Source organism: Microbacterium sp. Leaf179, from assembly GCF_001423785.1.
Taxonomy (GTDB): domain Bacteria; phylum Actinomycetota; class Actinomycetes; order Actinomycetales; family Microbacteriaceae; genus Microbacterium.
Window position 1 is genome coordinate 169,463 of sequence record NZ_LMPH01000004.1, and the last position, 24,627, is coordinate 194,089.

General features: G+C 71.2%; 21 protein-coding genes. 3 read left to right on the plus strand and 18 right to left on the minus strand.

Annotated features, from left to right (window positions below; all coding sequences use genetic code 11):
* Positions 1 to 49: 49 nt before the first annotated feature.
* From gmk to ASF96_RS14235, 14 genes are all read right to left on the minus strand, one after another.
* Positions 50 to 955 carry a guanylate kinase gene (gene gmk / locus ASF96_RS14170; protein ID WP_055940218.1) on the minus strand — a complete coding sequence of 302 codons (906 nt, stop codon included), beginning with the start codon at positions 953 to 955 and terminating at the stop codon, positions 50 to 52.
* Entirely contained in the window at positions 948 to 1,808 is an 861-nt protein-coding gene (pyrF, locus tag ASF96_RS14175) for an orotidine-5'-phosphate decarboxylase (RefSeq protein WP_055940220.1), read from the minus strand. The genes gmk and pyrF overlap by 8 nt, the downstream gene beginning before the upstream one ends.
* On the minus strand, positions 1,805 to 5,092 hold the full coding sequence (gene carB, locus ASF96_RS14180; protein WP_055940221.1) for a carbamoyl-phosphate synthase large subunit: 3,288 nt from the start codon (positions 5,090 to 5,092) through the stop codon (positions 1,805 to 1,807). The genes pyrF and carB overlap by 4 nt, the downstream gene beginning before the upstream one ends.
* Entirely contained in the window at positions 5,085 to 6,254 is a 1,170-nt protein-coding gene (gene carA / locus ASF96_RS14185; protein WP_055837389.1) for a glutamine-hydrolyzing carbamoyl-phosphate synthase small subunit, read from the minus strand. The genes carB and carA overlap by 8 nt, the downstream gene beginning before the upstream one ends.
* The gene (locus ASF96_RS14190; RefSeq protein WP_055837386.1) at positions 6,251 to 6,754 is read right to left on the minus strand and encodes a PH-like domain-containing protein; all 504 of its coding nucleotides are present in this window, start codon (positions 6,752 to 6,754) and stop codon (positions 6,251 to 6,253) included. Before ASF96_RS14190 ends, carA begins: the two co-directional genes overlap by 4 nt.
* A complete protein-coding gene (locus tag ASF96_RS14195) occupies positions 6,751 to 8,073 on the minus strand; it encodes a dihydroorotase (protein WP_055940223.1) in 1,323 nt (440 codons plus the stop codon). Before ASF96_RS14195 ends, ASF96_RS14190 begins: the two co-directional genes overlap by 4 nt.
* Positions 8,070 to 9,038 carry an aspartate carbamoyltransferase catalytic subunit gene (locus tag ASF96_RS14200; RefSeq protein ID WP_055940225.1) on the minus strand — a complete coding sequence of 323 codons (969 nt, stop codon included), beginning with the start codon at positions 9,036 to 9,038 and terminating at the stop codon, positions 8,070 to 8,072. Before ASF96_RS14200 ends, ASF96_RS14195 begins: the two co-directional genes overlap by 4 nt.
* Entirely contained in the window at positions 9,035 to 9,565 is a 531-nt protein-coding gene (gene pyrR, locus ASF96_RS14205; protein WP_055837376.1) for a bifunctional pyr operon transcriptional regulator/uracil phosphoribosyltransferase PyrR, read from the minus strand. The genes ASF96_RS14200 and pyrR overlap by 4 nt, the downstream gene beginning before the upstream one ends.
* Positions 9,566 to 9,708: 143 nt before the next feature.
* On the minus strand, positions 9,709 to 11,271 hold the full coding sequence (locus ASF96_RS14210; RefSeq protein ID WP_055940228.1) for a Rieske 2Fe-2S domain-containing protein: 1,563 nt from the start codon (positions 11,269 to 11,271) through the stop codon (positions 9,709 to 9,711).
* Positions 11,272 to 11,391: 120 nt separating this feature from the next.
* Positions 11,392 to 14,340 (minus strand): DEAD/DEAH box helicase, encoded by a 2,949-nt coding sequence (locus ASF96_RS14215; protein WP_055940230.1) that lies wholly within the window; start codon positions 14,338 to 14,340, stop codon positions 11,392 to 11,394.
* A 142-nt stretch (positions 14,341 to 14,482) separates the two neighbouring features.
* Positions 14,483 to 14,893: a transcription antitermination factor NusB gene (gene nusB / locus ASF96_RS14220; protein WP_055837367.1), complete on the minus strand. Its 411-nt coding sequence runs from the start codon at positions 14,891 to 14,893 to the stop codon at positions 14,483 to 14,485.
* Positions 14,894 to 14,911: 18 nt separating this feature from the next.
* Positions 14,912 to 15,472, minus strand: a complete 561-nt coding sequence (gene efp, locus ASF96_RS14225; RefSeq protein WP_055837365.1) for an elongation factor P — start codon at positions 15,470 to 15,472, stop codon at positions 14,912 to 14,914.
* 111 nt (positions 15,473 to 15,583) lie between these two features.
* Positions 15,584 to 16,042 (minus strand): type II 3-dehydroquinate dehydratase, encoded by a 459-nt coding sequence (locus ASF96_RS14230; protein ID WP_055940449.1) that lies wholly within the window; start codon positions 16,040 to 16,042, stop codon positions 15,584 to 15,586.
* A 13-nt stretch (positions 16,043 to 16,055) separates the two neighbouring features.
* Positions 16,056 to 17,876: a bifunctional sugar phosphate isomerase/epimerase/4-hydroxyphenylpyruvate dioxygenase family protein gene (locus ASF96_RS14235; protein ID WP_055940232.1), complete on the minus strand. Its 1,821-nt coding sequence runs from the start codon at positions 17,874 to 17,876 to the stop codon at positions 16,056 to 16,058.
* Positions 17,877 to 17,926: 50 nt separating this feature from the next.
* On the opposite strand from ASF96_RS14235, the gene ASF96_RS14240 reads away from it, so the two are divergent.
* The 3 genes from ASF96_RS14240 to ASF96_RS14250 all read left to right on the plus strand — a co-directional run bounded on the left by ASF96_RS14240 (position 17,927) and on the right by ASF96_RS14250 (position 21,118).
* On the plus strand, positions 17,927 to 18,559 hold the full coding sequence (locus ASF96_RS14240; RefSeq protein ID WP_055837357.1) for a TetR/AcrR family transcriptional regulator: 633 nt from the start codon (positions 17,927 to 17,929) through the stop codon (positions 18,557 to 18,559).
* Positions 18,560 to 18,879: 320 nt separating this feature from the next.
* Positions 18,880 to 19,785, plus strand: a complete 906-nt coding sequence (locus tag ASF96_RS14245) for a shikimate dehydrogenase (RefSeq protein WP_055940234.1) — start codon at positions 18,880 to 18,882, stop codon at positions 19,783 to 19,785.
* 13 nt (positions 19,786 to 19,798) lie between these two features.
* The gene (locus ASF96_RS14250; RefSeq protein WP_055837349.1) at positions 19,799 to 21,118 is read left to right on the plus strand and encodes an MFS transporter; all 1,320 of its coding nucleotides are present in this window, start codon (positions 19,799 to 19,801) and stop codon (positions 21,116 to 21,118) included.
* Between the two features lie 106 nt (positions 21,119 to 21,224).
* On the opposite strand, the gene ASF96_RS14255 is transcribed toward ASF96_RS14250, so the two are convergent.
* The 4 genes from ASF96_RS14255 to aroC form a co-directional block, all read right to left on the minus strand.
* Positions 21,225 to 21,761, minus strand: coding sequence for a GNAT family N-acetyltransferase (locus ASF96_RS14255; RefSeq protein WP_055940236.1), 537 nt, complete (start codon positions 21,759 to 21,761; stop codon positions 21,225 to 21,227).
* Positions 21,758 to 22,834: a 3-dehydroquinate synthase gene (gene aroB / locus ASF96_RS14260; RefSeq protein ID WP_055940238.1), complete on the minus strand. Its 1,077-nt coding sequence runs from the start codon at positions 22,832 to 22,834 to the stop codon at positions 21,758 to 21,760. Before aroB ends, ASF96_RS14255 begins: the two co-directional genes overlap by 4 nt.
* Positions 22,831 to 23,319 carry a shikimate kinase gene (locus ASF96_RS14265; protein ID WP_055837939.1) on the minus strand — a complete coding sequence of 163 codons (489 nt, stop codon included), beginning with the start codon at positions 23,317 to 23,319 and terminating at the stop codon, positions 22,831 to 22,833. Before ASF96_RS14265 ends, aroB begins: the two co-directional genes overlap by 4 nt.
* Positions 23,320 to 23,398: 79 nt before the next feature.
* On the minus strand, positions 23,399 to 24,625 hold the full coding sequence (aroC, locus tag ASF96_RS14270; protein WP_055837339.1) for a chorismate synthase: 1,227 nt from the start codon (positions 24,623 to 24,625) through the stop codon (positions 23,399 to 23,401).
* Positions 24,626 to 24,627: the final 2 nt, after the last annotated feature.

Here is a 24,627-nt window from a genome sequence, read left to right on the forward strand (position 1 = left end):
GAGCCAACCCGAGCCCGGCCGAACCACGCCGCAACGGGGCGGCGACGCGTCAGTGCTGCGCGGCGGCCAGGGCGACGACGTCGGCGGCGGCCGACGCGACGTCCTCGTTCACGACGCGGTAGTCGAACTCGTTCTGGGCCGCGAGTTCCACGCGGGCGGTGCGCAGGCGTCGGGCGCGCTCCTCGGCGTCTTCGGTTCCGCGTCCGACCAGACGCTGGACGAGTTCGTCCCAGCTGGGCGGGAGCAGGAACACCAGGGTCGCCGAGGGATCGGCCGCCCGCACCTGGCGCGCGCCCTGCAGGTCGATCTCGAGCAGGGCGGTGCCGCCGTCGGCGAGCACCCGCTCGATGGGCTCGCGGGGCGTGCCGTACCGGTTCTTGTTGTGCACGACCGCCCACTCCAGCAGCGCACCGGTGGCGACCAGGCGGTCGAACTCGGCGTCGTCGACGAAGTAGTAGTGCTCGCCCTCGACCTCGCCGGGACGGGGCGCGCGCGTCGTCGCCGAGACCGAGAGGTGGATCTCGGGGTAGTGCTCCTTGATGTGCGCCGCCACCGTCCCCTTGCCGACCGCGGTGGGACCGGCCAGCACGATGAGGCGGCTGCGTCCGTCACGCGGCCCCGGCTCGGGCCACCGGCCGTCGAGGAAGGCGCGCAATGCGTCGCGCTGACGGGTGCCGAGGCCCCCCAGGCGCTTGACCGGCGAAATGCCGAGCGAGGCGAGGATGCGGTCGCGCTTGCTCTCGCCGATCGCGGGGATGGCGGTGAGGAACTCGGTGACGCGCATGGCCCCGGCCGCCGACAGCGGGTCGGCGAGTCCCCGCCGCAGGAGCTCCTGCGGCGAGATCACGCGCGTCGACACGTCGCGCTTGAGCGCGGCGCGCTCGCGACGCGCCTCGACGGCGCGGCGCGAGGCGGCGGCGCGGTCGACCTCGGGCGGGCGACGGGTCTCAGCCATGCAGGGTCTCCCGGTAGAGCGCGGCGCGCTGGTCGATGCGGGCGGCCAGACGATCGGGTCCGACCGCGAGGATGCTCCGGCTCTCGTTGGCCACGACCGCCTTCGCGACGTAGCCGAAGAGGCGGCCCAGGTCGGCGGGCTCGGCACCCTGCGCGCCGAAGCCGGGAGCGAGGATCGGCATGCCCGCGAGCGCCACGTCGCCGAGGCCGAAGGCGGCGCGGTCGACCGTGGCGCCCACCACCACGCCGATCGGGCCCAGGGCTCCGGGCGCTCCGAGGTTGGCCTCGTTGATGTCGTGCGCGACGCGCGCGGCGACGTGCTCGTGGTCGCCGACGGCGAGGGCGTCGTCGACGATCGCGCTCTGCACGGCCCGTGCCTCGGGGTTGCTCGTCGCGGTGAGGACGAAGGCGCCCTTGCGGTGATGCACCGCCAAGGAGAGCGTGGCGCGCAGCGAATCGGCGCCCAGGTACGGCGTCAGGGTCACGGCGTCGGCTTCGAGCGGCGAGCCGGGCTCGAGCCAGGCGTGGGCGTATCCCTCCATCGTCGTGCCGATGTCGCCGCGCTTGGCGTCGGCGATCACCAGCAGACCCGCCGCGCGGGCCTCGGCCATCACGTCTTCGAGCGCGGCGAAGCCCTTCGAGCCGTACCGCTCGAAGAACGCCACCTGCGGCTTGACCACCCCGACCCGGCCGACGGCGGCCTCGACCACCCGCAGACCGAACTCCCGGGCGCCCTGGGCCGTGGCATCCAGCCCCCACGCCGACAGGAGTGCGGCGTGGGGGTCGATGCCGACGCACAGGGCGCCGTGGGTGTCGAGGGCGGCGCTGAGCCGCTGGCCGAACGTTTCGCTCACAGACGCCCCGCGCGATCGATGGCGTACTCCTGCAGGCTCCGCACCTCGAAGCCGTCCTTCATGGCGCCGAGGGCGCTCACGGCGGCACCCAGGACGGCCATCGTGGTGAACAGTGCCTTGTCGGCGGCCACGGCCGCCGCGCGGATCTCGTAGCCGTCGGCGCGGGCCGTGCCGCCGCTGGGCGTGTTGACGATCATGTCGATCTCGCCCGCGTTGATGAGGTCGACGACGTTCTGCTGACCCGACCCCTGCGTCTCGGAGTACTTCTCGACGACCTGCACCTTGATGCCGTTGCGGGCCAGGATCTCGGCCGTGCCCTCGGTGGCCATCAGCTCGAAGCCGAGCTCCTGCAGACGGTGGGCCGGCAGGATGACGGCGCGCTTGTCGGCGTCGGCGACCGAGATGAACACGGTGCCCGAGGTGGGCATGCCGCCGTACGCGGCCTCCTGCGACTTCGCGAACGCCGTCGGGAAGTCGCGGTCGATGCCCATGACCTCACCGGTCGAGCGCATCTCGGGTCCGAGCACCGAGTCGACGGTGTGACCGTCGGCGGTGCGGAACCGCTTGAACGGCAGCACGGCCTCTTTCACGGCGACGGGGGCGTCGAGTGGCACGCGGGAACCGTCGCCCTCGGGCAGCAGCCCCTCGGCGATGAGCTCGGCGATGGTGTCGCCGACCATGATGCGGCTGGCGGCCTTCGCGAGCGGGATGCCGAGGGCCTTCGACACGAACGGCACGGTGCGGCTGGCGCGGGGGTTGGCCTCGATCACGTAGAGCACGCCGGCCGAGATCGCGAACTGCACGTTGAGCAGACCCCGGACGCCGACGCCCTTCGCGATCGCGAGGGTGGCCTCGCGCACGCGGTCGACCTCGGTGCGACCGAGGCTCACCGGCGGAAGGGTGCACGAGGAGTCACCGGAGTGGATGCCGGCTTCTTCGAGGTGCTCCATGACGCCGCCGATGTACAGGTCGGTGCCGTCGTACAGTGCGTCGACGTCGAGCTCGATCGCATCGTCGAGGAAGCGGTCGACCAGCAGCGGCAGGCCGGGTCCGATGATCGCCTGGTCGGCGACGCGCACGAAGTAGTCGCGCAGGGCGTCGGTCGAGTAGACGATCTCCATGCCGCGGCCGCCGAGCACGAAGCTGGGGCGCACGAGCACGGGGTAGCCGATCTCCTCGGCGATCGCCACGGCGCCGTCGACGTCGATCGCGGTGCCGCTGCGGGGGGCCACGAGACCCGCCTCGTCGAGCAGACGCGAGAACAGTTCGCGCTCCTCGGCGAGGTCGATCGCCTCGGGGCTGGTGCCGAGGATCGTGTAGCCGGCGGCCTCGATGCCCTTCGCCAGGCCCAGCGGAGTCTGGCCGCCCAGCTGGCAGACGACACCGAGGATCGTGCCCGACTGCGCCTCGGCGTGCAGCACCTCGAGCACGTCCTCGAGCGTCAGCGGCTCGAAGTACAGGCGGTCACTGGTGTCGTAGTCGGTCGAGACGGTCTCGGGGTTGCAGTTGACCATGACGGTCTCGTACCCGGCATCCGACAGCGCGAACGACGCGTGCACGCACGAGTAGTCGAACTCGACGCCCTGGCCGATGCGGTTGGGGCCCGAGCCGATGATGACGACCTTCGTGCGGTCCGAGGGCGTGACCTCGGTCTCGACGTCGTAGCTGGAGTAGTGGTACGGCGTGAGGGCCGGGAACTCCCCCGCGCAGGTGTCGACCGTCTTGTAGACCGGGCGCACGTCGAGCGCGTACCGGATGCCGCGCACCTCGGCCTCGTCGAGACCGCGGATCTGGGCGATCTGCACGTCGCTGAAGCCGTGGTCCTTCGCGAGACGGAGGGTGTCGGCGTCGAGGGTCTCGGCCTGTGCGATGAAGCCGGCGACCTCGTTGATGAGCACGATCTGGTCGATGAACCACGGGTCGATCGCCGTCGCGTCGAACGCCTGCTGGGCGGTCGCGCCCAGGCGCAGCGCCTGCTGCAGCACGACGATGCGGCCGTCGGTCGGCTTCTTCGACACCTCGAGCAGCTCGTCGACCGAACGCGACTCCTCGCCCCAGTGGAAGCTGGATCCGCGCTTCTCGAGCGAGCGGAGCGCCTTCTGCAGGGCGGTCGTGTAGTTGCGGCCGATGGCCATGGCCTCGCCGACCGACTTCATGGTCGTGGTGAGCGTGGTGTCGGCGGCGGGGAACTTCTCGAAGTTGAACCGCGGCACCTTGACCACGACGTAGTCGAGCGTGGGCTCGAAGCTCGCCGGGGTCACCTTGGTGATGTCGTTGGGGATCTCGTCGAGGCGGTAGCCGATCGCGAGCTTGGCGGCGATCTTGGCGATCGGGAAGCCGGTGGCCTTGGACGCCAGGGCCGAGGAGCGCGAGACGCGCGGGTTCATCTCGATGACGATGATGCGGCCGGTCGCGGGGTCGACCGCGAACTGGATGTTGCAGCCGCCGGTGTCGACGCCCACGGCGCGGATGATGTCGATGCCGATGTCGCGGAGCTTCTGGTACTCGCGGTCGGTGAGCGTCAGCGCCGGGGCCACGGTGATCGAGTCCCCCGTGTGCACGCCGACCGGGTCGACGTTCTCGATCGAGCAGACGACCACCGTGTTGTCGGCGGTGTCGCGCATGAGCTCGAGCTCGTACTCCTTCCACCCGAGGATCGACTCCTCGAGCAGCACCTCGCTGGTGGGCGAGTCGTGCAGGCCCGCGCCGCCGATGCGGCGGAGGTCGTTCTCGTCGTAGGCGAAGCCCGAGCCGAGGCCGCCCATGGTGAAGCTGGGTCGGACCACCAGCGGGTACCCGAGCTTCTCGGCGCCGGCGATCAGTTCGTCCATCGAGTGGCAGATGACGGATGCCGCGACATCGGCGCCCGCCTCGAGCACGAGCTCCTTGAAGATCTGACGGTCCTCGCCCTTGTTGATCGCCTCGAAGTCGGCGCCGATGAGCTCGACGTCGTACTTCTCGAGGATGCCGAGCTTGTGCAGCGCGATCGCCGCGTTCAGCGCCGTCTGTCCACCCAGGGTGGGGAGGATGGCATCCGGCTTCTCTTTGGCGATGATCGTCTCGATCACCTCGGGGGTGATCGGCTCGATGTAGGTCGCGTCGGCGAAGTCGGGGTCGGTCATGATCGTCGCCGGGTTGGAGTTGACGAGGATGACGCGCACCCCCTCTTCGCGGAGCACGCGGCACGCCTGGGTGCCGGAGTAGTCGAACTCGCAGGCCTGACCGATGACGATCGGGCCGGAGCCGATGACGAGGACGGAGTGGATGTCGTCGCGCTTAGGCATTCTTCTTCTCCTGGGTGGCGATAACCATGTCGCGGAAGCGGTCGAACAGGTAGTTGGCGTCGTGCGGGCCGGCAGCGGCCTCGGGGTGGTACTGCACGCTGAACGCGGGGATGTCGAGGGCGCGGAGGCCCTCGACCACGTTGTCGTTGAGACCGATGTGGCTCACCTCGACGCGGCCGAAGCCGGCGGGGCTGTCGACCACGGCGTCCAGCGGAGCGTCGACCGCGAAGCCGTGGTTCTGCGAGGTGATCTCGACGCGCCCGGTGGTCTTGTCGAGCACGGGCTGGTTGATGCCGCGGTGGCCGAAGGGCAGCTTGTAGGTGCCGAAGCCCAGGGCGCGCCCCAGCAGCTGGTTGCCGAAGCAGATGCCGAAGAACGGCAGTCCGTCGCCGAGGACGGCGCGCAGCAGCTCGACGTGCTGGTCGGAGGCCGCGGGGTCGCCGGGGCCGTTGGAGTAGAACGCGGCGACCGGCTCGATCGCGCGGATCTCGTCGATCGTCGCGGACTGCGGGAAGACGTGCACGTCGAAGCCGCGGGCGGCGAGGTTGTCGATCGTCGAGGTCTTCACGCCCAGGTCGAGCACGGCGAGGTTGCCGATGCGCTCCGCGGTGGCGGCGGTCACCTCGACCTCGGTGACGGACACCTCGGCGCTCAGGTTGCGCCCGGCCATGCCGGGAGCCTCGCGGACGCGGCGCAGCTGCTCGTCGGCATCGAGGTTCGCGAGCTCGCCCGAGAAGACGCCGCCGCGCATGCTGCCCGAGGAGCGGATGCGACGGGTGACGGCGCGGGTGTCGATACCCGAGATGCCGACGATGCCGTCTTCGACGAGCGCGTCGTCGAGCGAGCGGTCGGCGCGCCAGTTCGACACCATGCGCGAGGGGTCGCGCACGACGTAGCCGGCGACCCAGATGCGGCGCGATTCGGGGTCCTCGTCGTTCACCCCGGTGTTGCCGATGTGCGGGGCGGTCTGCAGCACGATCTGGCCCGCGTACGAGGGGTCGGTGATCGTCTCCTGGTAGCCGGTCATGCCGGTGGCGAAGACGACCTCGCCGAGGGTCTCGCCGCGCTGGCCGTACGCGCGGCCGGTGTAGCGGGTGCCGTCTTCGAGGACCAGGACGGCGGGGTCTCGCGAGATGAGTGAGGAAAGGGTCACGGCGGTCATGCGTCGCTTCCTGTCGTGAGGATGAGGGGACGGATGGCGTCGGCGAGGGCTTTCGCCGAGGCATCCTGGGGTCGGAGGTAGGTGTCGACGACGGTGTCGTCGTCGATGCGCCAGCTGATGCGCGTCAGGCCGTCGCGCTCGACCACGCGGTCGATGGCGACGGTGGCCTGAGCGGCATCCACCAGGCGGTCGCGGGTGAGCGCGATGCGGGGCTGGCCGGGCAGGTCGAGGGCGACACCGAGGGTCGTGACCGTGATGTCGACGCGGGAGCGGAAACCGAGACCCTTGATGGCGAGGCGCTCGAGCGGCTCGTCGTGACGGGTCGTGGCGACGTAGAGCCCCGGGAACATCGCCGTTTCGACGGCGTTCTCGGGCAGCTCCCCCACCGGGGCCGTGTAGCGCGCATCGCGCCGCGTTCGTCGCACCCAGGCCCAGGCCAGCAGCGCCAGCAGCACGACGGCGACGCCGGCCATGACCAGCAGGGCGCCTTCGCGGCTCACGCGAGCACCCCGGGGGCGTCGAGCAGGGCGCCGTCGACGACCGTGGGGATGCCACGACGCACGGTCCAGCGCACCTCGCCCGGCAGCTCTCGGCCGAGGTACGGCGAGTTCTTGCTGCGGCCGCGCAGGTCGCCCACCCCGAAGGGGCGCGAGGGGCGCGGGTCGTACAGCGTGAACGACGCGGCCTGTCCCGCGGTCAGCGGGGTGCCGTGCCCGTCGAGACGGCCGATGCGCGCGGGGGCGGCCGACATGACCCGGGCGACGTCGGCCCAGTCGAGCAGGCCCGTGTCGACCATGGCCAGCTGCACGACGCGCAGCGCGCTCTCGAGGCCGACCATGCCGTTCGCCGCGGCGGCCCACTCGCAGGCCTTCGCCTCGGCGGGGTGCGGGGCGTGGTCGGTGGCGACGATGTCGATCGTGCCGTCGGCCAGGCCCTCGCGCACGGCCAGGACGTCTTCTTCGCGGCGCAGCGGCGGGTTGACCTTGAACCGCGCGTCGTAGTCGCGCACGAGTTCGTCGGTCAGCAGCAGGTGGTGCGGAGTGACCTCGGCGGTCACGTTCACTCCGCGCTTCTTGGCCCAGCGGATGATGTCGACCGACCCGGCGGTGCTGAGGTGGCAGACGTGCAGGCGCGAGCCCACGTGCTCGGCCAGCAGCACGTCGCGGGCGATGATCGACTCTTCGGCGACGGCAGGCCAGCCGGTCAGGCCCAGTTCGGCCGAGACGGCGCCCTCGTTCATCTGCGCACCCTCGGTGAGCCGCGGGTCTTGCGCGTGCTGGGCGACGACGCCGTCGAACGCCTTCACGTACTCGAGTGCGCGGCGCATGATGAGCGGGTCGAAGACGCAGAAGCCGTCGTCGCTGAACACGCGGACGCGGGCGCGGGAGTCGGCCATCGCCCCGAGCTCGGCGAGCCGCTCGCCCTTCTGGCCGACCGTGACCGCACCGATGGGCTGCACGTGCACGTACCCGGCCGCCTCGCCGAGCGCGAGCTCCTGCTCGACGACTCCGGCGGTGTCGGCGGTGGGCGAGGTGTTCGGCATGGCGAAGACGGTGGTGAATCCGCCGGCCGCGGCGGCCCGCGATCCGGTGAGGACGGTCTCGGATGCCTCGAACCCGGGCTCGCGCAGGTGCACGTGCAGGTCGACGAGGCCCGGGAGGGCGATCAGCCCGTCGGCGTCGACGACGGTGGCACCCGCGTGGGACAGACCCGAGCCGGTCTCGACGATGACCCCGTCACGTACGAGGAGGTCGGTGGCATCCCGTCCCTCGACGCGCGCGCCGCGGACCAGAAGCGTCTGGGAGGGGGCGTGGCTCATCGAAGGTCCTCTTTCTCGGTGTCGGGCCGCTCGCCCGCCAGCAGCAGGTACAGCACGGCCATTCGCACGGAGACGCCGTTCGTGACCTGCTCGAGCACCGTCGAGCGAGGGGAATCGGCGGCTTCGGCGGAGATCTCCAGACCCCGGTTCATGGGGCCGGGGTGCAGAACGATGCTACCGCCCGGCAGGGCCTCCAAACGCCGCGCGTCGAGACCGTAGCGCCGTGAATACTCCCGTTCAGTCGGGAAATACGCGGCGTTCATGCGTTCCAGCTGGATGCGGAGCATCATGAGCGCGTCGGGCTCTTGGGCGATGGCGTGGTCGAGGTCGTAGTCGATCTCGACCGGCCAGCCGCGGACGTCCTGGGGAACGAGCGTGGGGGGTGCGACGAGGGTCACGTGCGCGCCGAGGGTGTGCAGCAGCCAGACGTTCGACCGCGCCACGCGCGAGTGCAGCACGTCGCCGACGATCGTGACCCGGATGCCGGCCAGGTCGCGCCCGCGGCTGTCATCGCCGAACAGACGCTTGCGGATCGTGAACGCGTCGAGCAGCGCCTGGGTGGGGTGCTCGTGCGTGCCGTCGCCGGCGTTCACGACCCCGGCGGTGATCCATCCGCTGGTCGCCAGCGTCCGCGGGGCGCCGGACGCGCCGTGGCGGATCACCACGGCATCCGCCCCCATCGCCTGGAGCGTCTGGGCGGTGTCCTGCAGGGACTCGCCCTTGCTGACGCTGGAGCCCTTCGCCGAGAAGTTGATGACGTCGGCGCTCAGGCGCTTCGCCGCCGCCTCGAACGAGATGCGGGTGCGCGTGGAGTCCTCGAAGAAGAGGTTGACCACGGTCTTGCCCCGCAGCGTGGGGAGCTTCTTGTTCTCGCGGCGCTGGGTGTCGGCCATGTCCTCGGCGACGTCGAGGATCGACAGGGCCGCGGTGCGCGAGAGGTGCTGGGTATCGAGGAGGTGCCTCATGATCCGATCGTCACCTCTTCGATGCCGTCGATCTCGGCGAGGCGCACGTTGACGCGTTCGTCGCGGGCGCTGGGGAGGTTCTTGCCCACGAAGTCGGGGCGGATCGGCAGCTCGCGGTGCCCCCGGTCGATCAGGGTCGCGAGGCGTACGGCCGCGGGGCGGCCGATGTCCTGCAGCGCGTCGAGCGCGGCGCGGATGCTGCGGCCCGAGAACAGCACGTCGTCGATCAGCACGACGACCCGGCCGTCGATGCCGCCGGCGGGGATCTCGGTCTTGCGCGGCGCCCGGGTGGGGTTGCGGTGCAGATCGTCGCGGTACATCGTCACGTCGAGCGAGCCGACCGGGACCGGCGCTCCCCCGAACTCGCTGACGAGCGGCCCGATGCGGTTCGCGAGCGTGACACCGCGGGTCGGGATGCCGAGGAGGACGAGTCCCTCCGGTCCCTTGTTGGACTCCAGGATCTCGTGCGAGATGCGCGTCAAAGCGCGGGCGATGTCGGCATCGTGCATAACGGTGCGCGTACTCATCCGTCGCTCCCTTCTCCGCCTCACGGGACGGGGTTAAAGGTTGCTGTGGTTCGTGGTCGAGTCTAGCGGGTGGATGCCGTGACGGCAGGTCCGGGACGGTGGCGCCGTGACGGCTGCCGCCGCGCTGTCGCGCCTGCGCGGGCTCAGCCCGCGGCGACCTCGGCCGTCTCGGCGGCGCGCGTCGAGCGGATCGGGTGACCGGTCGTCGTCAGGCAGCGGCCCGTCGCCAGGTCCCACTTCCAGTCGTGCAGCGAACAGGTCAGTACGCCGCCCTCGATCTTGCCGGTCTTGGTCAGGTCGGCGCGCAGGTGCGGGCACCGACGCTGCACGGTCCAGCCGTCGATCTCGGCATCCTCGGTCTGATCCGACTGCTCGGCGTACCAGTTCTCGACGTATTCGATGCGGTCGCGCGACAGGCACTTGAGGAACGTGGTGAGGAACTCGTTGAACTTGCCGGAGCGACCGACCTCGAACTGCATCGACAGGAAGATCGAGTTCGACCAGTCGATCTCGTGGTCGCGGATGTTCGTCGACACCAGGTCGGCGGGGATCGTGTACCAGTAGATGCAGTCTTCGCCGGCGTACTCGCGCACCTTCGCCTTGGGGAAGTCCACGACCATGTCGAGCTCGCCGATGCGGAAGCGCACCGCTCCCCCGACGCCGTTGCGGATCGTGCGCGCGCGGCGGAGCAGCGGCTCCCACCATTCCTTGATCGCGGCCAGCATCTCGGCGGGCGGCAGGATCTCGGCGCGCGATGCCACCTCGGCAGCGACCTCGCTCTGGCGCGCATCGCGCTGCTCGGCCAGGTAGTTCCACTTGTCGCCGAAGACCCGGTCGATCTCGGCGTCGGTGTAGAGCGTCTGCGTCACGGTGACGTCGGACCCCCGCACCTCGACCTCGGCGCCGGGGAGGAACAGGTAGCCCTTCTGATCGGGGCGCTGCTGCTTCATGTGCGCGAGGAACTCCCACTGATCCGTGAAGATCGAGTCGTTCTCGAGGCCGGTGCCGTTGTAGCGGAAGAGCTCTTCGCGCAGGAACATCGGCGGGCCCGCCATGGGGAAGACGTGCTCGGCATCCACCTTCTCGATGTAGTACATCGCGCGCTTGTTCTGCGCGTCGCGCTTGAGCTGCGCGAAGTTCTCTTTCGCATCGAGCGGCAGGTCGTAGACCATGGGCCACCAGATGGCGCCCGACACCTGCGTGAAGTAGGCGTCGGGCTTGCCGAAGTCCATGAGCTTCTCGAGGTCGAGGGGATGCGAGTCGTTCTGGTTGAGGATCGACGCGGTTCCGTCGTCGACCGACAGCGACGAGTCGCCGATGGGGCCGTCGGAGGGGGCGCGCAGCGGCGTGATCATGAGCTTCAGATCGCCGTACTGCAGGGGGACGCCCGCTTCGGTGCGCACCAGGTTCGTGTACCCCAGGGCCACCAGGTCGCGCTCGAGGTCGTCGGTGGGGTACTCGGGCAGCAGCACGCGGATGTCCTTCGACACGTACCGCTCGAGCACCGCCGGGTCGAAGTGATCGCGGTGGCGGTGCGAGATGTAGAGGAAGTCCGCGGCGCCGTACCGCTCCCAGTCGAGCTGGCGGTTGTCGGGGAACGGGAACCACGAGCCGAAGAAGCTCGGACCGATGACCGGGTCGCAGAGGATGCTGCCACCCGCGGTCTCGATGAACATGCCCGCGTGGCCGAGGCCGGTGATTCTCATGTCGCTCCTGTGTCGTTGGCGAACCTGACGAGTCTACGCGGGGGTGGCTGAACGGGTTCGGGGAGCCACGGCGGGTCGCTCGCGAGAACGGATGCCGGGGTGCCCGCGCTGCGCCCCGCGTCAGGGCCCCAGCAGCCCGCGGATGTCGTCGGCGTCGAGCGAGGCCGCGAAGGCGTCGTCGTCGTCGATCACGGCGTCGAACAGCGCCGCCTTGCGGTGCTGCAATGCCCGCACCTTCTCTTCGACCGTGCCCGCGGCGATGAGCCGGTAGACGAACACGCTCCGGGTCTGGCCGATGCGGTGGGCGCGGTCGATGGCCTGCGACTCCGCGGCGGGGTTCCACCAGGGGTCGAGCACGAACACGTACTCGGCCTCGGTGAGGGTGAGCCCGAAACCCCCGGCCTTGAGGCTGATGAGGAACACCGGGGCGTCTCCCCCGCGGAAGCCCTCGATCACCTCGCCGCGGCGAGCCGTGCTGCCGTCGAGATGGGCGTAGGCCAGGCCCGCGGCATCCAATCGCGCGGCGGCCAGGTCGAGGAACGAGGTGAACTGGCTGAAGACCAGCGCCCGATGTCCCTCGGCGGCGACCTCGACGAGACGCTCCAGCAGCACGTCGAGCTTGGCCGAGCCCAGGTGCGCGTCGTGCTCGTCGACGAGGCCCGGGGCCAGCGCCAGCATGCGCAGTAGGGTCAGCGAGCGGAAGACGATGAAGCGCTGCCGGTCGAGGTCGTCGAGCAGCCCGAGCACCTTCTGCCGCTCACGCTGCAGCACCCGGTCGTAGAGCTCCTGGTGCGCAGGCCCCAGGGCGACCGCGATCTCCTGCTCCTGCTTGGGCGGGAGATCGGACGCCACGACGTCTTTCGTGCGACGCAGGAGGAAGGGTCGCACGCGGCGGCGGAGACGATCCAGCGTCTTCTCGCGGTGCGCGCCGGCCGCGGCGGCCGACAGCGCGGTGGGCGCGTCGGCGGGCAGTTGCTCGATCGCGCGCGTGTAGTCCTCGCGGAACTGCCGGATCGAGGGGAACAGCCCGGGCGCGGTCAGCGCGAGCAGGGCCCAGAGATCGTCGAGGCCGTTCTCGATGGGGGTGCCGGTCGCCGCGAACACCGCGTCGGTGCGCAGCGCCGCGATCGCGCGGTGGATGCGGGTCGCCGGGTTCTTCACGAACTGCGCCTCGTCGAGCACGACCCCCGCCCAGTGCGGGCCGGCGAACTCGTCGGCATCGGCGCGCACGACCCCGTACGGGGCGACCACGATGTCGACGTCGGCGGCGACCTCGGCGATGGTGCGGTCGCGACGGACGGCGGTGGCTTCGACGACGGCGACCCGCAGGCCGGGAGCGAACCGCGCGGCCTCGTCGCGCCACGTCGGCAGCACCGAGGTCGGGGCGACCACCAGCCACGGCCGCTCGTCGCCGAGGTTTTTCGCGTGGGCGATGAGGGCGAGCAGCTGCAGGGTCTTGCCGAGCCCCATGTCGTCGGCCAGGATTCCCCCCAGTCGATGCCGGTGCAGCAGGGCCAGCCACGACAGGCCCTCGCGCTGGTACGGGCGCAGCTCGGCGCGGAATCCGGGGGGCGTCGGCACCCGCGGCACGTCGGCGACGTCGCGCAGGGCGCGGGCGAGCCGGCGCCACTCGACCGCCGCCTCGGACTGGTCGGCGAGGTCTTCGAACTCCGCCCACAGCGATAGATGGGTGCGCGGCAGGCGCGGCCCGGCCTCCCATTCGTCGAGGGCCGCCGCCTCGTCGAGCAGATCGCGGAGCCGCTGCAGAGCGGGGTGCGCGAGCGAGAACCACGCGCCGTCGGAGAGTTTGATGCGCGTGCGCCCGCGGGAGAGAGCCGAGAACAGGGTGGCGAACGGGATCGTCCGGCCCTCGATCGTCACCACGATCCCCAGGTCGAACCAGTCGCGGTGGACGGACTCCACCGCCGTGATGCGCAGCGAGGGGTCGCCCCGGAGCTCGCGGAACGACGGTGCCGTGCCGGTCGTGCGCACCCGCACCTCGTCGAGCAGGTCGACGGCGGGGAGCACGCGCGAGACGAACACCGCCGCGTCGGCGTCGCGCAGCGTGGCGCGCGCCGTCACCGGCAGGTCGGATGCCGCCAGCCACGCCGTCTCGAATCGTTCGCCGATCTGCGCTTCGGCGCGGGGGTCGCGCTCGGGGTCGTCGGCCGTGGCGTCGTAGGCGACGCGGTGCGTGCCGGGGTACGCCCAGGTGAGGACGAAGGCCACGTCGGCGTCGGCGTACGTCACGGCGACCTCGAGGGTCGGCCGCGGCGGCGGTGGGGCCGGAACCCCCGCCCCCACCGACAGCGGGGCGCGCCGGGCGAGGCGGGGGTACATCTCGGCCAGGAACTCCGCCGCCTCGGCCGATGACACCTCGACGACCCCGCCGCCGAGCAGGGCCGGCAGGGGCGCCGGTAGCTCGACGGCGGCGAGCACGATCGGCACGGGGTCGCGGTCGAGTTCGTAGGCGAACAGGCCCGCGGCGCCGAGGGCGCGCGCGTGGGCGGCGTCGACGCGCCGCTCGTCGATCTCGAGGTCGGCCGAGACGCGCAGCGCTCCCCCGCCCACCGCGTCGAGCGCCACGCGCGCGGTGGCGGTGCGCGCGAGGCGGACGCTCTGCTGCGCATGCATCGGCACGATCGGGATGCCGAGCACCTCGCCGCGGCGCAGGAGCGGCCACAGCAGGGGCGAGTCGGCGGCGTCGAGGGCGACCGTGTCGCCCGACGGCGCGAAGGGGCCGGTGGTGCGCAGCGCCTGGGCCAGCGCGTGCAGTTCGGCGAACCAGCGCACGTGCGCCGGGTCGAAGCGACCCGACGATCGGCGCACGGCATCCCAGGTGGCATCGGCGCGGATCCAGGCGTCGCGGGCTCCGCGCACGAGCGGACGTGCGACCAACTGCAGGTCGTCTTGGCGCTGGGCGAGCGAGCGCGGGGTCACCGGCACGACCGCGCGGGCCTCCCACCGCGCCGGGTCGTACGCCTCGCGCTGGCGCAGCTCGACTCCCAGGGCGAGCGGCTCGAACGCGGTCGTCTCGCCCGCGGGGACGAGGTCGCGCCACGAGGTCACGGGAGCATCCTGCCGGGAGCCTCCGACATCGGGGCGGGTGCGGGCGCCGGACGCGCGGACACCCGGGTCTCGGCATCCGCGAAACGACGCGACGCGACCGCCGACACCGGGTCGGGGCCGCGTCGGAACACGTCGAGAGGGGTCAGGACGAACGCGCGATGCGCGCCAGCACGCCGTGCACGAACGAGCCGGAGTCGTCGGTCGAGAACTCCTTGGCCAGCTCCACGGCCTCGTCGATGGCGACGGCCACGGGAACCTCGTCGTTGTAGAGGATCTCCCACGCGGCCATCCGCAGCAGGGCACGGTCGACGGCCGGCATGCGCTGGAGCGACCAGTCCTTCGAGAACGTGGTGATCTGCTCGTCGATGGCGTCGCGGTTGTCGATCACGCCGTCGACGATGTCGCGGGCGTACAGCCACGAGGCTTCACGCGCGGGCTCGGATGCCGCGCGCTTGGCCTCGGCGGCCAGCATGATCGCGAGCTCTTCGCCGCGCACGTCGGCCTGGAAAAGGATGTCGAGGGCGCGCTTGCGCGCCTTGGTCCTCGCGCTCATTTCGTCAGGACCACGGGGTCAGCTGATGCGACCGAGGTAGTCACCCGTGCGGGTGTCGACCTTGATCTTCGTGCCGGTCTCGAGGAACAGCGGAACCTGCATCTCGTAGCCGGTCTCGACGGTGGCGGGCTTGGTGCCGGCCGACGAGCGGTCGCCCTGCAGGCCCGGCTCGGTGTAGGTGACCTCGAGGATGACCGACGGCGGCATCTCGACGTAGAGCGGGTTGCCGTTGTTCAGCGCGATCTGCACCTGCTGGTTCTCGAGCAGGAAGTTGGCCGCGTCGCCGACGGTGGCGGCTCCCACGGTGATCTGGTCGTAGTCGAGCACGTCCATGAAGACGAAGCCGTCACCGTCGTTGTAGAGGTAGGTGAAGTCGCGGCGGTCGACGTTCTCGGTCTCGATCTTCGCGCCGGCGTTGAACGTCTTGTCGACGACCTTGCCGCTCATGACGTTCTTGAGCTTGGTGCGGACGAACGCGCCGCCCTTGCCGGGCTTGACGTGCTGGAACTCCACGACGCTCCAGAGCTGACCGTCGATGTTCAGGACGACGCCGTTCTTGATGTCTGCGGTGGATGCCATGAGGTCGCTGTTCCGTTTCGTGTGAGGAGGGTCCGCGCTGTGGCGCGCACCCGGCGACCGAGTCTACGCGATGCCCCGACGCCGGTGCGATCCGCGCCCGGGCGCGGCGCGTCAGCCCTCGGCGCGTCCGGCGATGACGGGGATCAGCAGGTCGACCGCGCGCGCATAGCCGGGCACTCCCTCGCCGATGACGTGCACGACGGCGACGTCTTCGATGTACGAGAAGTGCCGGAAGGCCTCGCGCTCCTTGATGTTCGAGATGTGCACCTCGGCGACGGGGAGGGCGACGGATGCCAGGGCGTCGCGCAAGGCGATGGAGGTGTGCGTGAGTCCTCCGGCGTTGATCACGATCCCGGCGCAGTCGAGACGTGCGTCGTGGATCGCGTCGATCAGCATGCCCTCGTGATTGCTCTGCACGGCGCGCACCTCGAGCCCGTGACGCGCGGCGGCCTCGTCGACGACGCGTTCGACGTCGGCGAGCGTGTCGCGACCATAGATCTCGGGCTGCCGCGTGCCGAGCAGATTGAGGTTGGGGCCGTTGACGAGGAGCAGGCGGCGGGGCGTGGTCATGTCGGGCACGCTATCAGCGCCGCCCCTGCGCGGTGAGGCGCACCGGGGCGGTCCCGGCGCCGTAGCCGGCGTAGGCGTCGACGCGCTCCACGAACTCGAAGAAGACCTCGCCGATCGTGCGCGTGTAGAAGTGCAGGTACTCGCCCGCGTCGTCGCGGTCGTAGCCGAGGTGCAGGTCGCGCAGCTCGTCGACGGCGGCCTCCGACAGATCGAAGCGGGCGGCGATGTCGTCGTAGTAGTTGGCCGGCATCTCGAGCGGCGCGAAGCCGCGATCGCGCGCCGCGCGGGCGACGTGGCGCACGTCGTCGCAGACGAAGGCGACGTGCTGCGGGAGTGCGGCTCCCGCGCGTTGCGAGGCGAGGATGGGCGGGGCGACGTTCAGGGGAAGACGCACGGTGCTCCCCGGCGCGACCAGCACGCGGCTGGCCACGAGTCCACGGGGCCCCGGCACGTCGGTGCTGCTGTCGACGCGCAGCGCGAAACCCGCGGTGTAGAACAGCGTCGCCTCTTCGATCGCGTCCCAGGGTTGGCTGAGGCTGACGTGATCGACGCCGGTGATGGCCGTCTCTCGCGCTGCCTCGCCGTGCTCGAACTCGCCCACCCACGCCGGGTCGCCCTCGTCGGCCGCTTGCGCCCAGTACACCTCGGTGCCGTCGGGGGCGATCGCGCCGTCGAGGCGCTCCTCGGTGGCGTAGGTGCGGCGGTAGGCCCGCGGTACCCGCAGCTCGTCCATGCGCAGGTCGACCGCCTCGGCGTCGTCGACCTCGAGCCCGACGGCCGCGAGCCGGGGCTCCCAGCCCCGGGCGTGCTGCTCGTTGAGCACCACCCGCGCGTCGCCGGCGGTCCACAGGGTCACGGGCTTCGTGCGGTGGCGTCCGCGCGAGGTGAAGCCGAGCTGGCCGAGCAGCTCCTCGATCGCGGAGGTGTCCTCGGCCTTGACCTCGACGAAGTCGACGCCCGACGGGGCCGCCGAGTCGGGCAGCATCGACAGATCGCCGCGGTGGGTCGTGGCATCCGGGATCTTGCGAGCCACCGCGTCTTCGAGCCAGCGCAGCGACCGGCGGGCGTGCAGCGCCGTCCGGCGCGGGTCGGTCTGGCGGAACGTGTCGTTGAACACCTCGAGTGACCAGGGTCCGGTGTAGCCGGCCTCGACGATGCGCGCGGTGAACTCGGCGAGGTCGAACTCGCCCTCGCCGGGGAACAGGCGGTGATGGCGGCTCCACGAGAGCACGTCCATGCTCAGGCGCGGGGCGTCGGCGAGCTGGACGAAGAAGATCTTGTCGCCGGGGATCGCGGCGATCCCGGCGGGGTCGTGCCCGCGCGAGAGGATGTGGAACGAGTCGAGGCAGACGCCCACCGCGGGGTGGTCGGCCTGCTCGACGATGCGCCAGGCGCGCCGGTAGTCGTCGACGTAGCGGCCCCAGGCGAGGGCTTCGAACGCGATCCGGATGCCGTATCCCGCGGCCAGGTCGCCGAGGCGTCGCAGCTGGTCGGCGGAGACGGCGTCGTCGTCGATCGTGGCGGTGCCGACGTTGCTGCAGCAGAGCACGAGGTCCATGCCGAGGCGCCGCATGAGCTGGAACTTGGCCTCGGCGCGGCGGAGCACCGCGGCGAAGGCGGCCTCGTCGACGCCCTCCACGTCGCGCATCGGCTGGTAGAGGTCGAGGCTGAGGCCCAGGCGCCCGGCCAGTGCCGCGATCTCTTCGGGGCTCTCGGGGGCGGCGAGCAGGTCGGGCTCGAAGATCTCCACCCCGTCGAAACCGGCGTCGGCGCAGGCGTGCAGTTTGTCGGCGAGCGTTCCGCTGATGCAGACGGTCGCGATGGAGGTCCTCATGGCGGCCGAATGTACCATCTGGTACAAAGCGGGTCCACTAGTCTGAACGAATGGCCGAGGCACGTCGAGACGCCGAGCGCACCCGCGCCGAACTCCTCGCGGTGGCCACCGAGGTCTTCGCCGAAGACGGCTTCTCGGGAGCGCGGGTCGACGAGATCGCCGCACGCACGCGCACCACGAAGCGCATGATCTACTACTACTTCGGCGGCAAAGAGGGCCTGTACCGGGCCGTGCTCGAAGAGGCGTACCGCGGCATCCGCGAGGCGGAGCGGGCGATCGACGTCGATCACGCCGACCCCGTGGATGCCATCCGCTCGCTCGCTGAGCTGACCTTCGACCACCACGTCGGGCACGACGCCTTCATCCGTCTCGTCGCGATCGAGAACATCCACCGCGGCGAGTTCATCCGCCAGATCGAGGGGCTCCGCACCCTGTCGCAGCCGGCGAAGGGCTTGCTCGACGAGATCCTCGAGCGCGGGCGCACCGCGGGGGTCTTCCGCTCCGACGTCGACGCGATCGACGTGCACCTCGTGATCAGCTCGTACTGCGTGTTCCAGGTCGCCAACCGGTACACGTTCGGCCACCTCTTCGACGTCGATCTCACCTCGCCCGACCGGCGCTCGCACCTGCGCGCGGTCATCGGCGACGTGGTCGTCGGTTGGCTGACGGCTCCCGCGCGCTGACCGCGCTCCCGCTCGGCTCCCGCGCGCTGACCGCGCTCCCGCTCGGCTCCCGCGGCTGACCGCGCTCCCGCTCGGCTCCCGCGCGCTGACCGCGCTCGGCCCCCTCCCCGGCCCAGACCCCCGTTGAGTGTCCACGACATGCCGTGTCGGCCCGGCGGCGTGCGGCGTGTCCTGGACGTTCGACGATCGCGATGGTCCGGGACGCCCGGGTCCCGGCCGCGGCGCCATACCGAAGTCGTCGTTGACACGATGCGCCTGGCGTGGTTTCCTCTGAACGTACCGGTTAGTACATAACCGGCTCGCGGAAACGAAGGAGTACCGTGATCGACGCGCACCCGTATCTCGTCGGCCTCATCGGCACGGGGGTCCTCCCCTCGTTGACGCCGCCGATGCACATGGCCGAGGCGCGCGCTCTCGGACTCACTTACGTCTACCGTCCGCTCGACCTCACCGCCCTCGGCATCGATCCCGAACGCATCGGCGATGTGCTGGCGTGGGCCGAACGGCTCGGCTACGACGCCGTCAACGTCACCCACCCGTGCAAGCAGAGCGTTCTCGCGCACCTCGATCGCGTCGACCCGGTCGCCGCCGCCCTCGGCGCGGTCAACACCGTGCTGTTCACCCCCACCGGGCGCGTCGGCTACAACACCGACACGACGGGTTTCGCCGCCGCCTTCACCGACGGACTCCCGGATGCCGCGACCGACCACGTCGTCCAACTCGGCGCGGGAGGTGCGGGGTCGGCCGTCGCCGACGCGCTGCTGCGCCTGGGTACCGCGCGGCTGAGCATCGTCGACCTCGACCCCGCGCGCGCCGCGGCCCTCGCCGACGACCTGGCGTCACGGCATCCACTCGCCGTCGTCGACACCGCCGCCCCCGACCGGCTCGCCGACGTGCTCGCCGGCGCCGACGGCCTCGTGCACTGCACCCCCGTCGGAATGGCCGAGCACCCGGGGCTCCCCCTCGACGCCGCGCTCCTCCGCCCCGAGCTGTGGGTCGCCGACATCGTCTACCGCCCGCTCGACACCGAACTCCTCATCACCGCGCGCGAGCGCGGCTGCCGCACACTCAGCGGCGGACGTATGGCGGTCCACCAGGCCGTCGACGCGTTCGCCCTCATCACGGGGACGCGACCCGACCCCGACCGCATGACCGCCCACTTCCTCGACCTCGTCACCACCGACAGCATCCCCGACACGACCGCCGACCCGGCCGTCGCCCGATAAGGAGCACACTCGCATGACCACCCCCGCAACGACGCGGAAGACTCCCGTGAAGGCGGCCACCGCCAGCTTCATGGGCAGCGCCGTCGAGTACTACGACTTCTTCCTGTTCGGCTCCGCCGCCGCCCTGATCTTCCCGACGGTCTTCTTCCCGTCGGGCGATCAGGCGGCGCTCGTGATGTCGTTCGCGACCTTCGGGTTCGCCTACATCGCGCGCCCCTTCGGCGCCGTCATCCTCGGCCACTTCGGCGACCGCATCGGGCGCCAGAAGGTGCTGATGTTCACCCTGCTGCTGATGGGCCTGTCGACCTTCATCATCGGCTGCCTCCCGGGCTTCGCCCAGATCGGGTGGTTCGCGCCCGCGCTGCTGGTGCTGTGCCGTCTCGCCCAGGGACTGTCGGCCGCCGGCGAGCAGGCGGGGGCTTCGTCGCTCACGCTGGAGCACGCCCCCGACTCGCGCCGGTCGTTCTTCACGTCGTGGACGCTCACCGGCACCCAGGGCGGGCAGATCCTCGCCGCCCTCATCTTCATCCCGGTGGTCGCCCTGCCCGACGACATCAAGTTCTCGTGGGGCTGGCGCATCCCGTTCTGGCTGAGCGCCGTGGTCGTGGTCGTGGCGTTCTTCATCCGCCGGAGCCTGCACGAGACGCCCGAGTTCGAGCAGGCCAAGGCCGACGGGAAGATCGCGCGGATGCCGCTGGTGCCCCTGCTGAAGAACCACTGGCGCGACGTGCTCCGCGTGATCTTCTGCGCCTTCATCGCCGCGGTGTCCACCGTGTTCGGCACGCTCGCGATCGCCTACGGCAAAGAGGTCGGTCTCGCCGCCAGCGTGACGCTGTGGCTCGTCGTCGTCGCCAACGTCGTCGCGCTGTTCACCCAGCCGCTGTTCGGCAAGCTCGCCGACCGCATCGGCCGCAAGCCCGTCTTCATCTACGGCGCGCTGTCGTCGGCGGCGTTCATGCCGTTCTACATGCTGTCGATGGGCGCCGGGAACGACCTGCTCACCTTCGGCCTGGCCATCTTGACGTTCTCGTGCGGGTATGCCGCGGCCAACGCCGTGTGGCCGTCGTTCTACGGCGAGATGTTCAGCACCCGGGTGCGTTTCTCGGGCATGGCGATCGGTACGCAGCTCGGCTTCCTGATGGCCGGCTTCGCGCCGAGCATCGTCGCCGCCCTCGGTGGTGGCGGTGCGGGCGGCTGGGTCGTCATCAGCATCTTCACCGCGGTCATCGCGATCATCGCCTCGGTCAGCGCCCTGACCGCTCGGGAGACGAAGGACGTCCCCACCGACCAGCTGGGTCTGTCGTCGCGCGAGCGCGCGACCGTCTCGGTCTGACGCCCGACCTCGGCCCCGTCTCCCCCGGGAGGCGGGGCCTTCGTCGTTCCCGCGCGCGGTCGAGGGCGCGGGGCCGCGACGGGTGGGCCGGGCGCCGGCAGCCGTGTCAGCGCGTCCGCAGCGAGCGGGTCATGGCGAGCTCGCGGCCGATCGACGTGGTGAACTCCTCGCCCGTGGCGACGAATCCCGCGCGACGATATGCGGCCTGGGCGCGCCCGTTGTCGACGTGCACGTCGAGCGACAGCGTCTCGAATCCTTGCGCGCGGGCCCAGTCCGCGGCAGCGTCGAGCAGGGCGTCGATGGCCCCGGAGCCGCGGTGCGCCGGGTCGACGAAGACGCCGACGATCCCGGCGTGCGCCTCGGTCCGTCGACGGCCTGCGTGGTCGACGTCGCCGGCCCGGCGCACGAGCACCGTCGCCGATCCCGCCCACTCGCCCTCGGTCTCGACCACGAACATCGCGCCCGCGTCGCCGCTCGCGCCGTTCGCCGCGCGGGCGTCCCAGAACGCGGGATCGCGCGCGATCTCCTGCTCGTAGGTGGTCAGGAACGCCAGGGCGGCGTTCGGATCACGGACGGCACGCAGCCGCAGTTCCCGGACGCGCGCGCCCTCGTCCGCGCGCACACGGCGCGCGGCGGGGGTCACGCACCGACCTCCTGGTAGGCCGCGAAGAGCAGTGACTCGTCGGGGGCCTGCAGCACGGTGGGCCGAGCGAGGTCGTCGAGCACGATGAAGCGCAGCATGCCGCCGCGGCTCTTCTTGTCGCGCTGCATCGTCGCCTTGAGCGTCTGGAAGGCCCCGGCACGGTACGACGTGGGAAGACCCAACGACTCCAGCACCGTGCGGTGACGCTGCGCCACCTCGTCGGGAAGACGGCCGGCCAGACGCGACAACTCGGCGGCGAACACCATGCCGACCGAGATCGCGGCACCGTGGCGCCAGCGGTAGCGCTCGGCGTGCTCGATGGCGTGGCCCAGGGTGTGACCGTAGTTCAGGACCTCGCGCAGACCCGCCTCGCGCAGGTCTTCGCCGACGACGCGCGCCTTCATATCGATGGCGAGCTCGATGCAGCGGCGGAACCCGTCGCCCCGCGGATCGACGATGTTCTCGGGGTCGGCTTCGATGAGGTCGAGGATCTCGGGATGCCAGATGAAGCCGGCCTTGACCACCTCGGCGAACCCGGCGGTCGCCTCGTTTCGCGACAGGGTCTCGAGCAGGTCGAGGTCGCAGACGACCGCGACGGGCGGCCAGAAGGCTCCGACGAGGTTCTTGCCCTCGGCGGTGTTGATCCCGGTCTTGCCGCCCACGGCGGCGTCGACCATGCCGAGCACGGTGGTGGGCACCTGCACCAGCGCGACGCCGCGCAGCCAGGTCGCGGCGACGAAGCCCGCGAGGTCGGTCACCGCTCCCCCGCCGAAGCCGATGACCGCGTCCGTGCGGGTGAAGTCCGCCTGCCCCATCACCTGCCAGCAGAACGCGGCCACTTCCACGCGCTTGCCCGCCTCGGCATCCGGGATCTCGGCGAGCAGCACCTCGCGGTCGCTCACGAGCTGCGCGCGCACTGCCTCGGCCTGAGCCGCGAGCGTCGGCGGGTGCACGATGAGCACCTTGCGGGCCGCCGGCGGCAGCTTCTCGCCGAGCGAGGCCAGCAGGCCGCGTCCGACGGTGATGTCGTAGCCGGGGTCGCCGGCGACGCTGATGGTGGTGGTGTCGGTCATGCCGTCTCTCCGGCCGGCACACGGCGTGCCCAGGCCACGATGTCGTCGACGACCCGCGCGAGCGGGCCCGACGAGGTGTCGAACACGATGTCGGCGGCCTCTTCGTACACGGGCCGTCGTTCATCGAAGATGCGCTGCCACCGGGCCACGGGGTCTTCACCGCCCAGCAGGGGTCGCTCGTCGCCGTGGATCCGCGATGCCACGACGTGCATCGCGACGGTGAGGAGCACGACGCGGTGCGCGTGGAGCCGCTCGCGGGTCACGGGGTCGAGCACCGCTCCCCCACCCAGCGCCACGACGCCGCCGCGGGCCAGGGCCTCGGCCACGGCGTCGCGCTCGAGCGCGCGGAAGTGGGCCTCTCCGTGCGCGAGGAACAGATCGCGGATCGGCCCGTGGTCGCGCACGACGATCTTGTCGGTGTCGGCGAAGGGCTCGCCGAGCGCGCGCGCCACGCGACGCCCCACGCTCGTCTTGCCCGCTCCCATGGGGCCGATGAGCACGACGGCGGGGCCGTTCGCGTCGGCGCCGGTCGAGAGGCCGCCCGTCGCGTGCTCGGGCGCGACCTCAGGCGAGGTCATGCGCGAGCAGCGCGGCGTCGGACGCGTCGGTGGTGCGCAGCGTCTCGGGCAGGTGGGCCAGGTACGTCTCGAGGTTGCGTCGCGTCTCGGCGATGTTGTCGCCGCCGAACTTCTCGAGCACCGAGTCCGCGAGGGTGATGGCCACCATCGCCTCGGCCACGACACCCGATGCGGGCACGGCACAGACGTCGGAACGCTGGTGGTGGGCGGCGGCGGTGTCACCGGTGGCCACGTCGACCGTGCGCAGGGCCTTGGGGATGGTCGCGATCGGCTTCATGCCGGCGCGCACGCGGAGCACGGTGCCGGTCGACATGCCGCCCTCGGTGCCGCCCGCGCGGTCCGACGAACGCGTGATGCCCTCGCCGGTGGCGAACAGCTCGTCGTGTGCCTGCGAACCGCGGCGCGTGGTCGTGAGGAAACCGTCGCCGACCTCGACACCCTTGATCGCCTGGATGCTCATGATGGCCTGGGCGAGCTTGGCATCGAGGCGCCGGTCCCACTGCACGTGCGAGCCGAGTCCCGGGGGCAGGCCGTAGGCGAGCACCTCGACGACGCCGCCGAGCGTGTCGCCGTCCTTCTTCGCGGCGTCGACCTCGGCGACCATGGCGGCGCTCGTGTCGGCGTGGAAGCAACGCAGCGGATCGGCGTCGAGCAGGTCGACGTCGTCGGGGGTCGGCAGCGCGGCGTCGTCGGGAACGCGCACGGGGCCGATCGAGAGGGTGTGGCTGACGAGGCGGATGCCGAGCTCGCCGAGGAACGAGCGCGCGATCGCGCCGAGCGCCACGCGGGCGGCGGTCTCACGGGCCGAGGCGCGCTCGAGGATCGGACGGGCCTCGTCGAAGCCGTATTTCTGCATGCCCACCAGGTCGGCGTGGCCCGGGCGCGGGCGCGTGAGGGCGGCTCCGCGTCCGCGCGAGCGGTCCGACAGCTCGACGGGCTCGGGGCTCATCACCTCGGTCCACTTCGGCCACTCGGTGTTGCCGATGCGGAGCGCGATGGGGCTGCCGATGGTGAAACCGTGCACGATGCCCGTCGACAGCGACAGTTCGTCTTCTTCGAACTTCATGCGCGAGCCGCGGCCGTAGCCCAGTCGGCGTCGCGCCAGTTCGGCGCGGATCTGCGCGGACGAGATGGGAACGCCGGCGGGCATCCCCTCCATGAGGGCGATCAGTTCGGGGCCGTGGGATTCGCCGGCCGTGAGAACGCGAAGCATGG

Excerpts from the sequence above, each read along its gene's own strand:
- gmk (WP_055940218.1), bottom strand. The coding sequence starts at position 955 with ATGGCTGAGACCCGTCGCCCGCCCGAGGTCGACCGCGCCGCCGCCTCG.
- carB (WP_055940221.1), bottom strand. The coding sequence starts at position 5,092 with ATGCCTAAGCGCGACGACATCCACTCCGTCCTCGTCATCGGCTCCGGC.
- carA (WP_055837389.1), bottom strand. The coding sequence starts at position 6,254 with ATGACCGCCGTGACCCTTTCCTCACTCATCTCGCGAGACCCCGCCGTC.
- ASF96_RS14195 (WP_055940223.1), bottom strand. The coding sequence starts at position 8,073 with ATGAGCCACGCCCCCTCCCAGACGCTTCTGGTCCGCGGCGCGCGCGTC.
- ASF96_RS14200 (WP_055940225.1), bottom strand. The coding sequence starts at position 9,038 with ATGAGGCACCTCCTCGATACCCAGCACCTCTCGCGCACCGCGGCCCTG.
- pyrR (WP_055837376.1), bottom strand. The coding sequence starts at position 9,565 with ATGAGTACGCGCACCGTTATGCACGATGCCGACATCGCCCGCGCTTTG.
- ASF96_RS14210 (WP_055940228.1), bottom strand. The coding sequence starts at position 11,271 with ATGAGAATCACCGGCCTCGGCCACGCGGGCATGTTCATCGAGACCGCG.
- nusB (WP_055837367.1), bottom strand. The coding sequence starts at position 14,893 with ATGAGCGCGAGGACCAAGGCGCGCAAGCGCGCCCTCGACATCCTTTTC.
- efp (WP_055837365.1), bottom strand. The coding sequence starts at position 15,472 with ATGGCATCCACCGCAGACATCAAGAACGGCGTCGTCCTGAACATCGAC.
- ASF96_RS14230 (WP_055940449.1), bottom strand. The coding sequence starts at position 16,042 with ATGACCACGCCCCGCCGCCTGCTCCTCGTCAACGGCCCCAACCTCAAT.
- ASF96_RS14235 (WP_055940232.1), bottom strand. The coding sequence starts at position 17,876 with ATGAGGACCTCCATCGCGACCGTCTGCATCAGCGGAACGCTCGCCGAC.
- ASF96_RS14240 (WP_055837357.1), top strand. The coding sequence starts at position 17,927 with ATGGCCGAGGCACGTCGAGACGCCGAGCGCACCCGCGCCGAACTCCTC.
- ASF96_RS14250 (WP_055837349.1), top strand. The coding sequence starts at position 19,799 with ATGACCACCCCCGCAACGACGCGGAAGACTCCCGTGAAGGCGGCCACC.
- aroB (WP_055940238.1), bottom strand. The coding sequence starts at position 22,834 with ATGACCGACACCACCACCATCAGCGTCGCCGGCGACCCCGGCTACGAC.
- ASF96_RS14265 (WP_055837939.1), bottom strand. The coding sequence starts at position 23,319 with ATGGGAGCGGGCAAGACGAGCGTGGGGCGTCGCGTGGCGCGCGCGCTC.
- aroC (WP_055837339.1), bottom strand. The coding sequence starts at position 24,625 with ATGCTTCGCGTTCTCACGGCCGGCGAATCCCACGGCCCCGAACTGATC.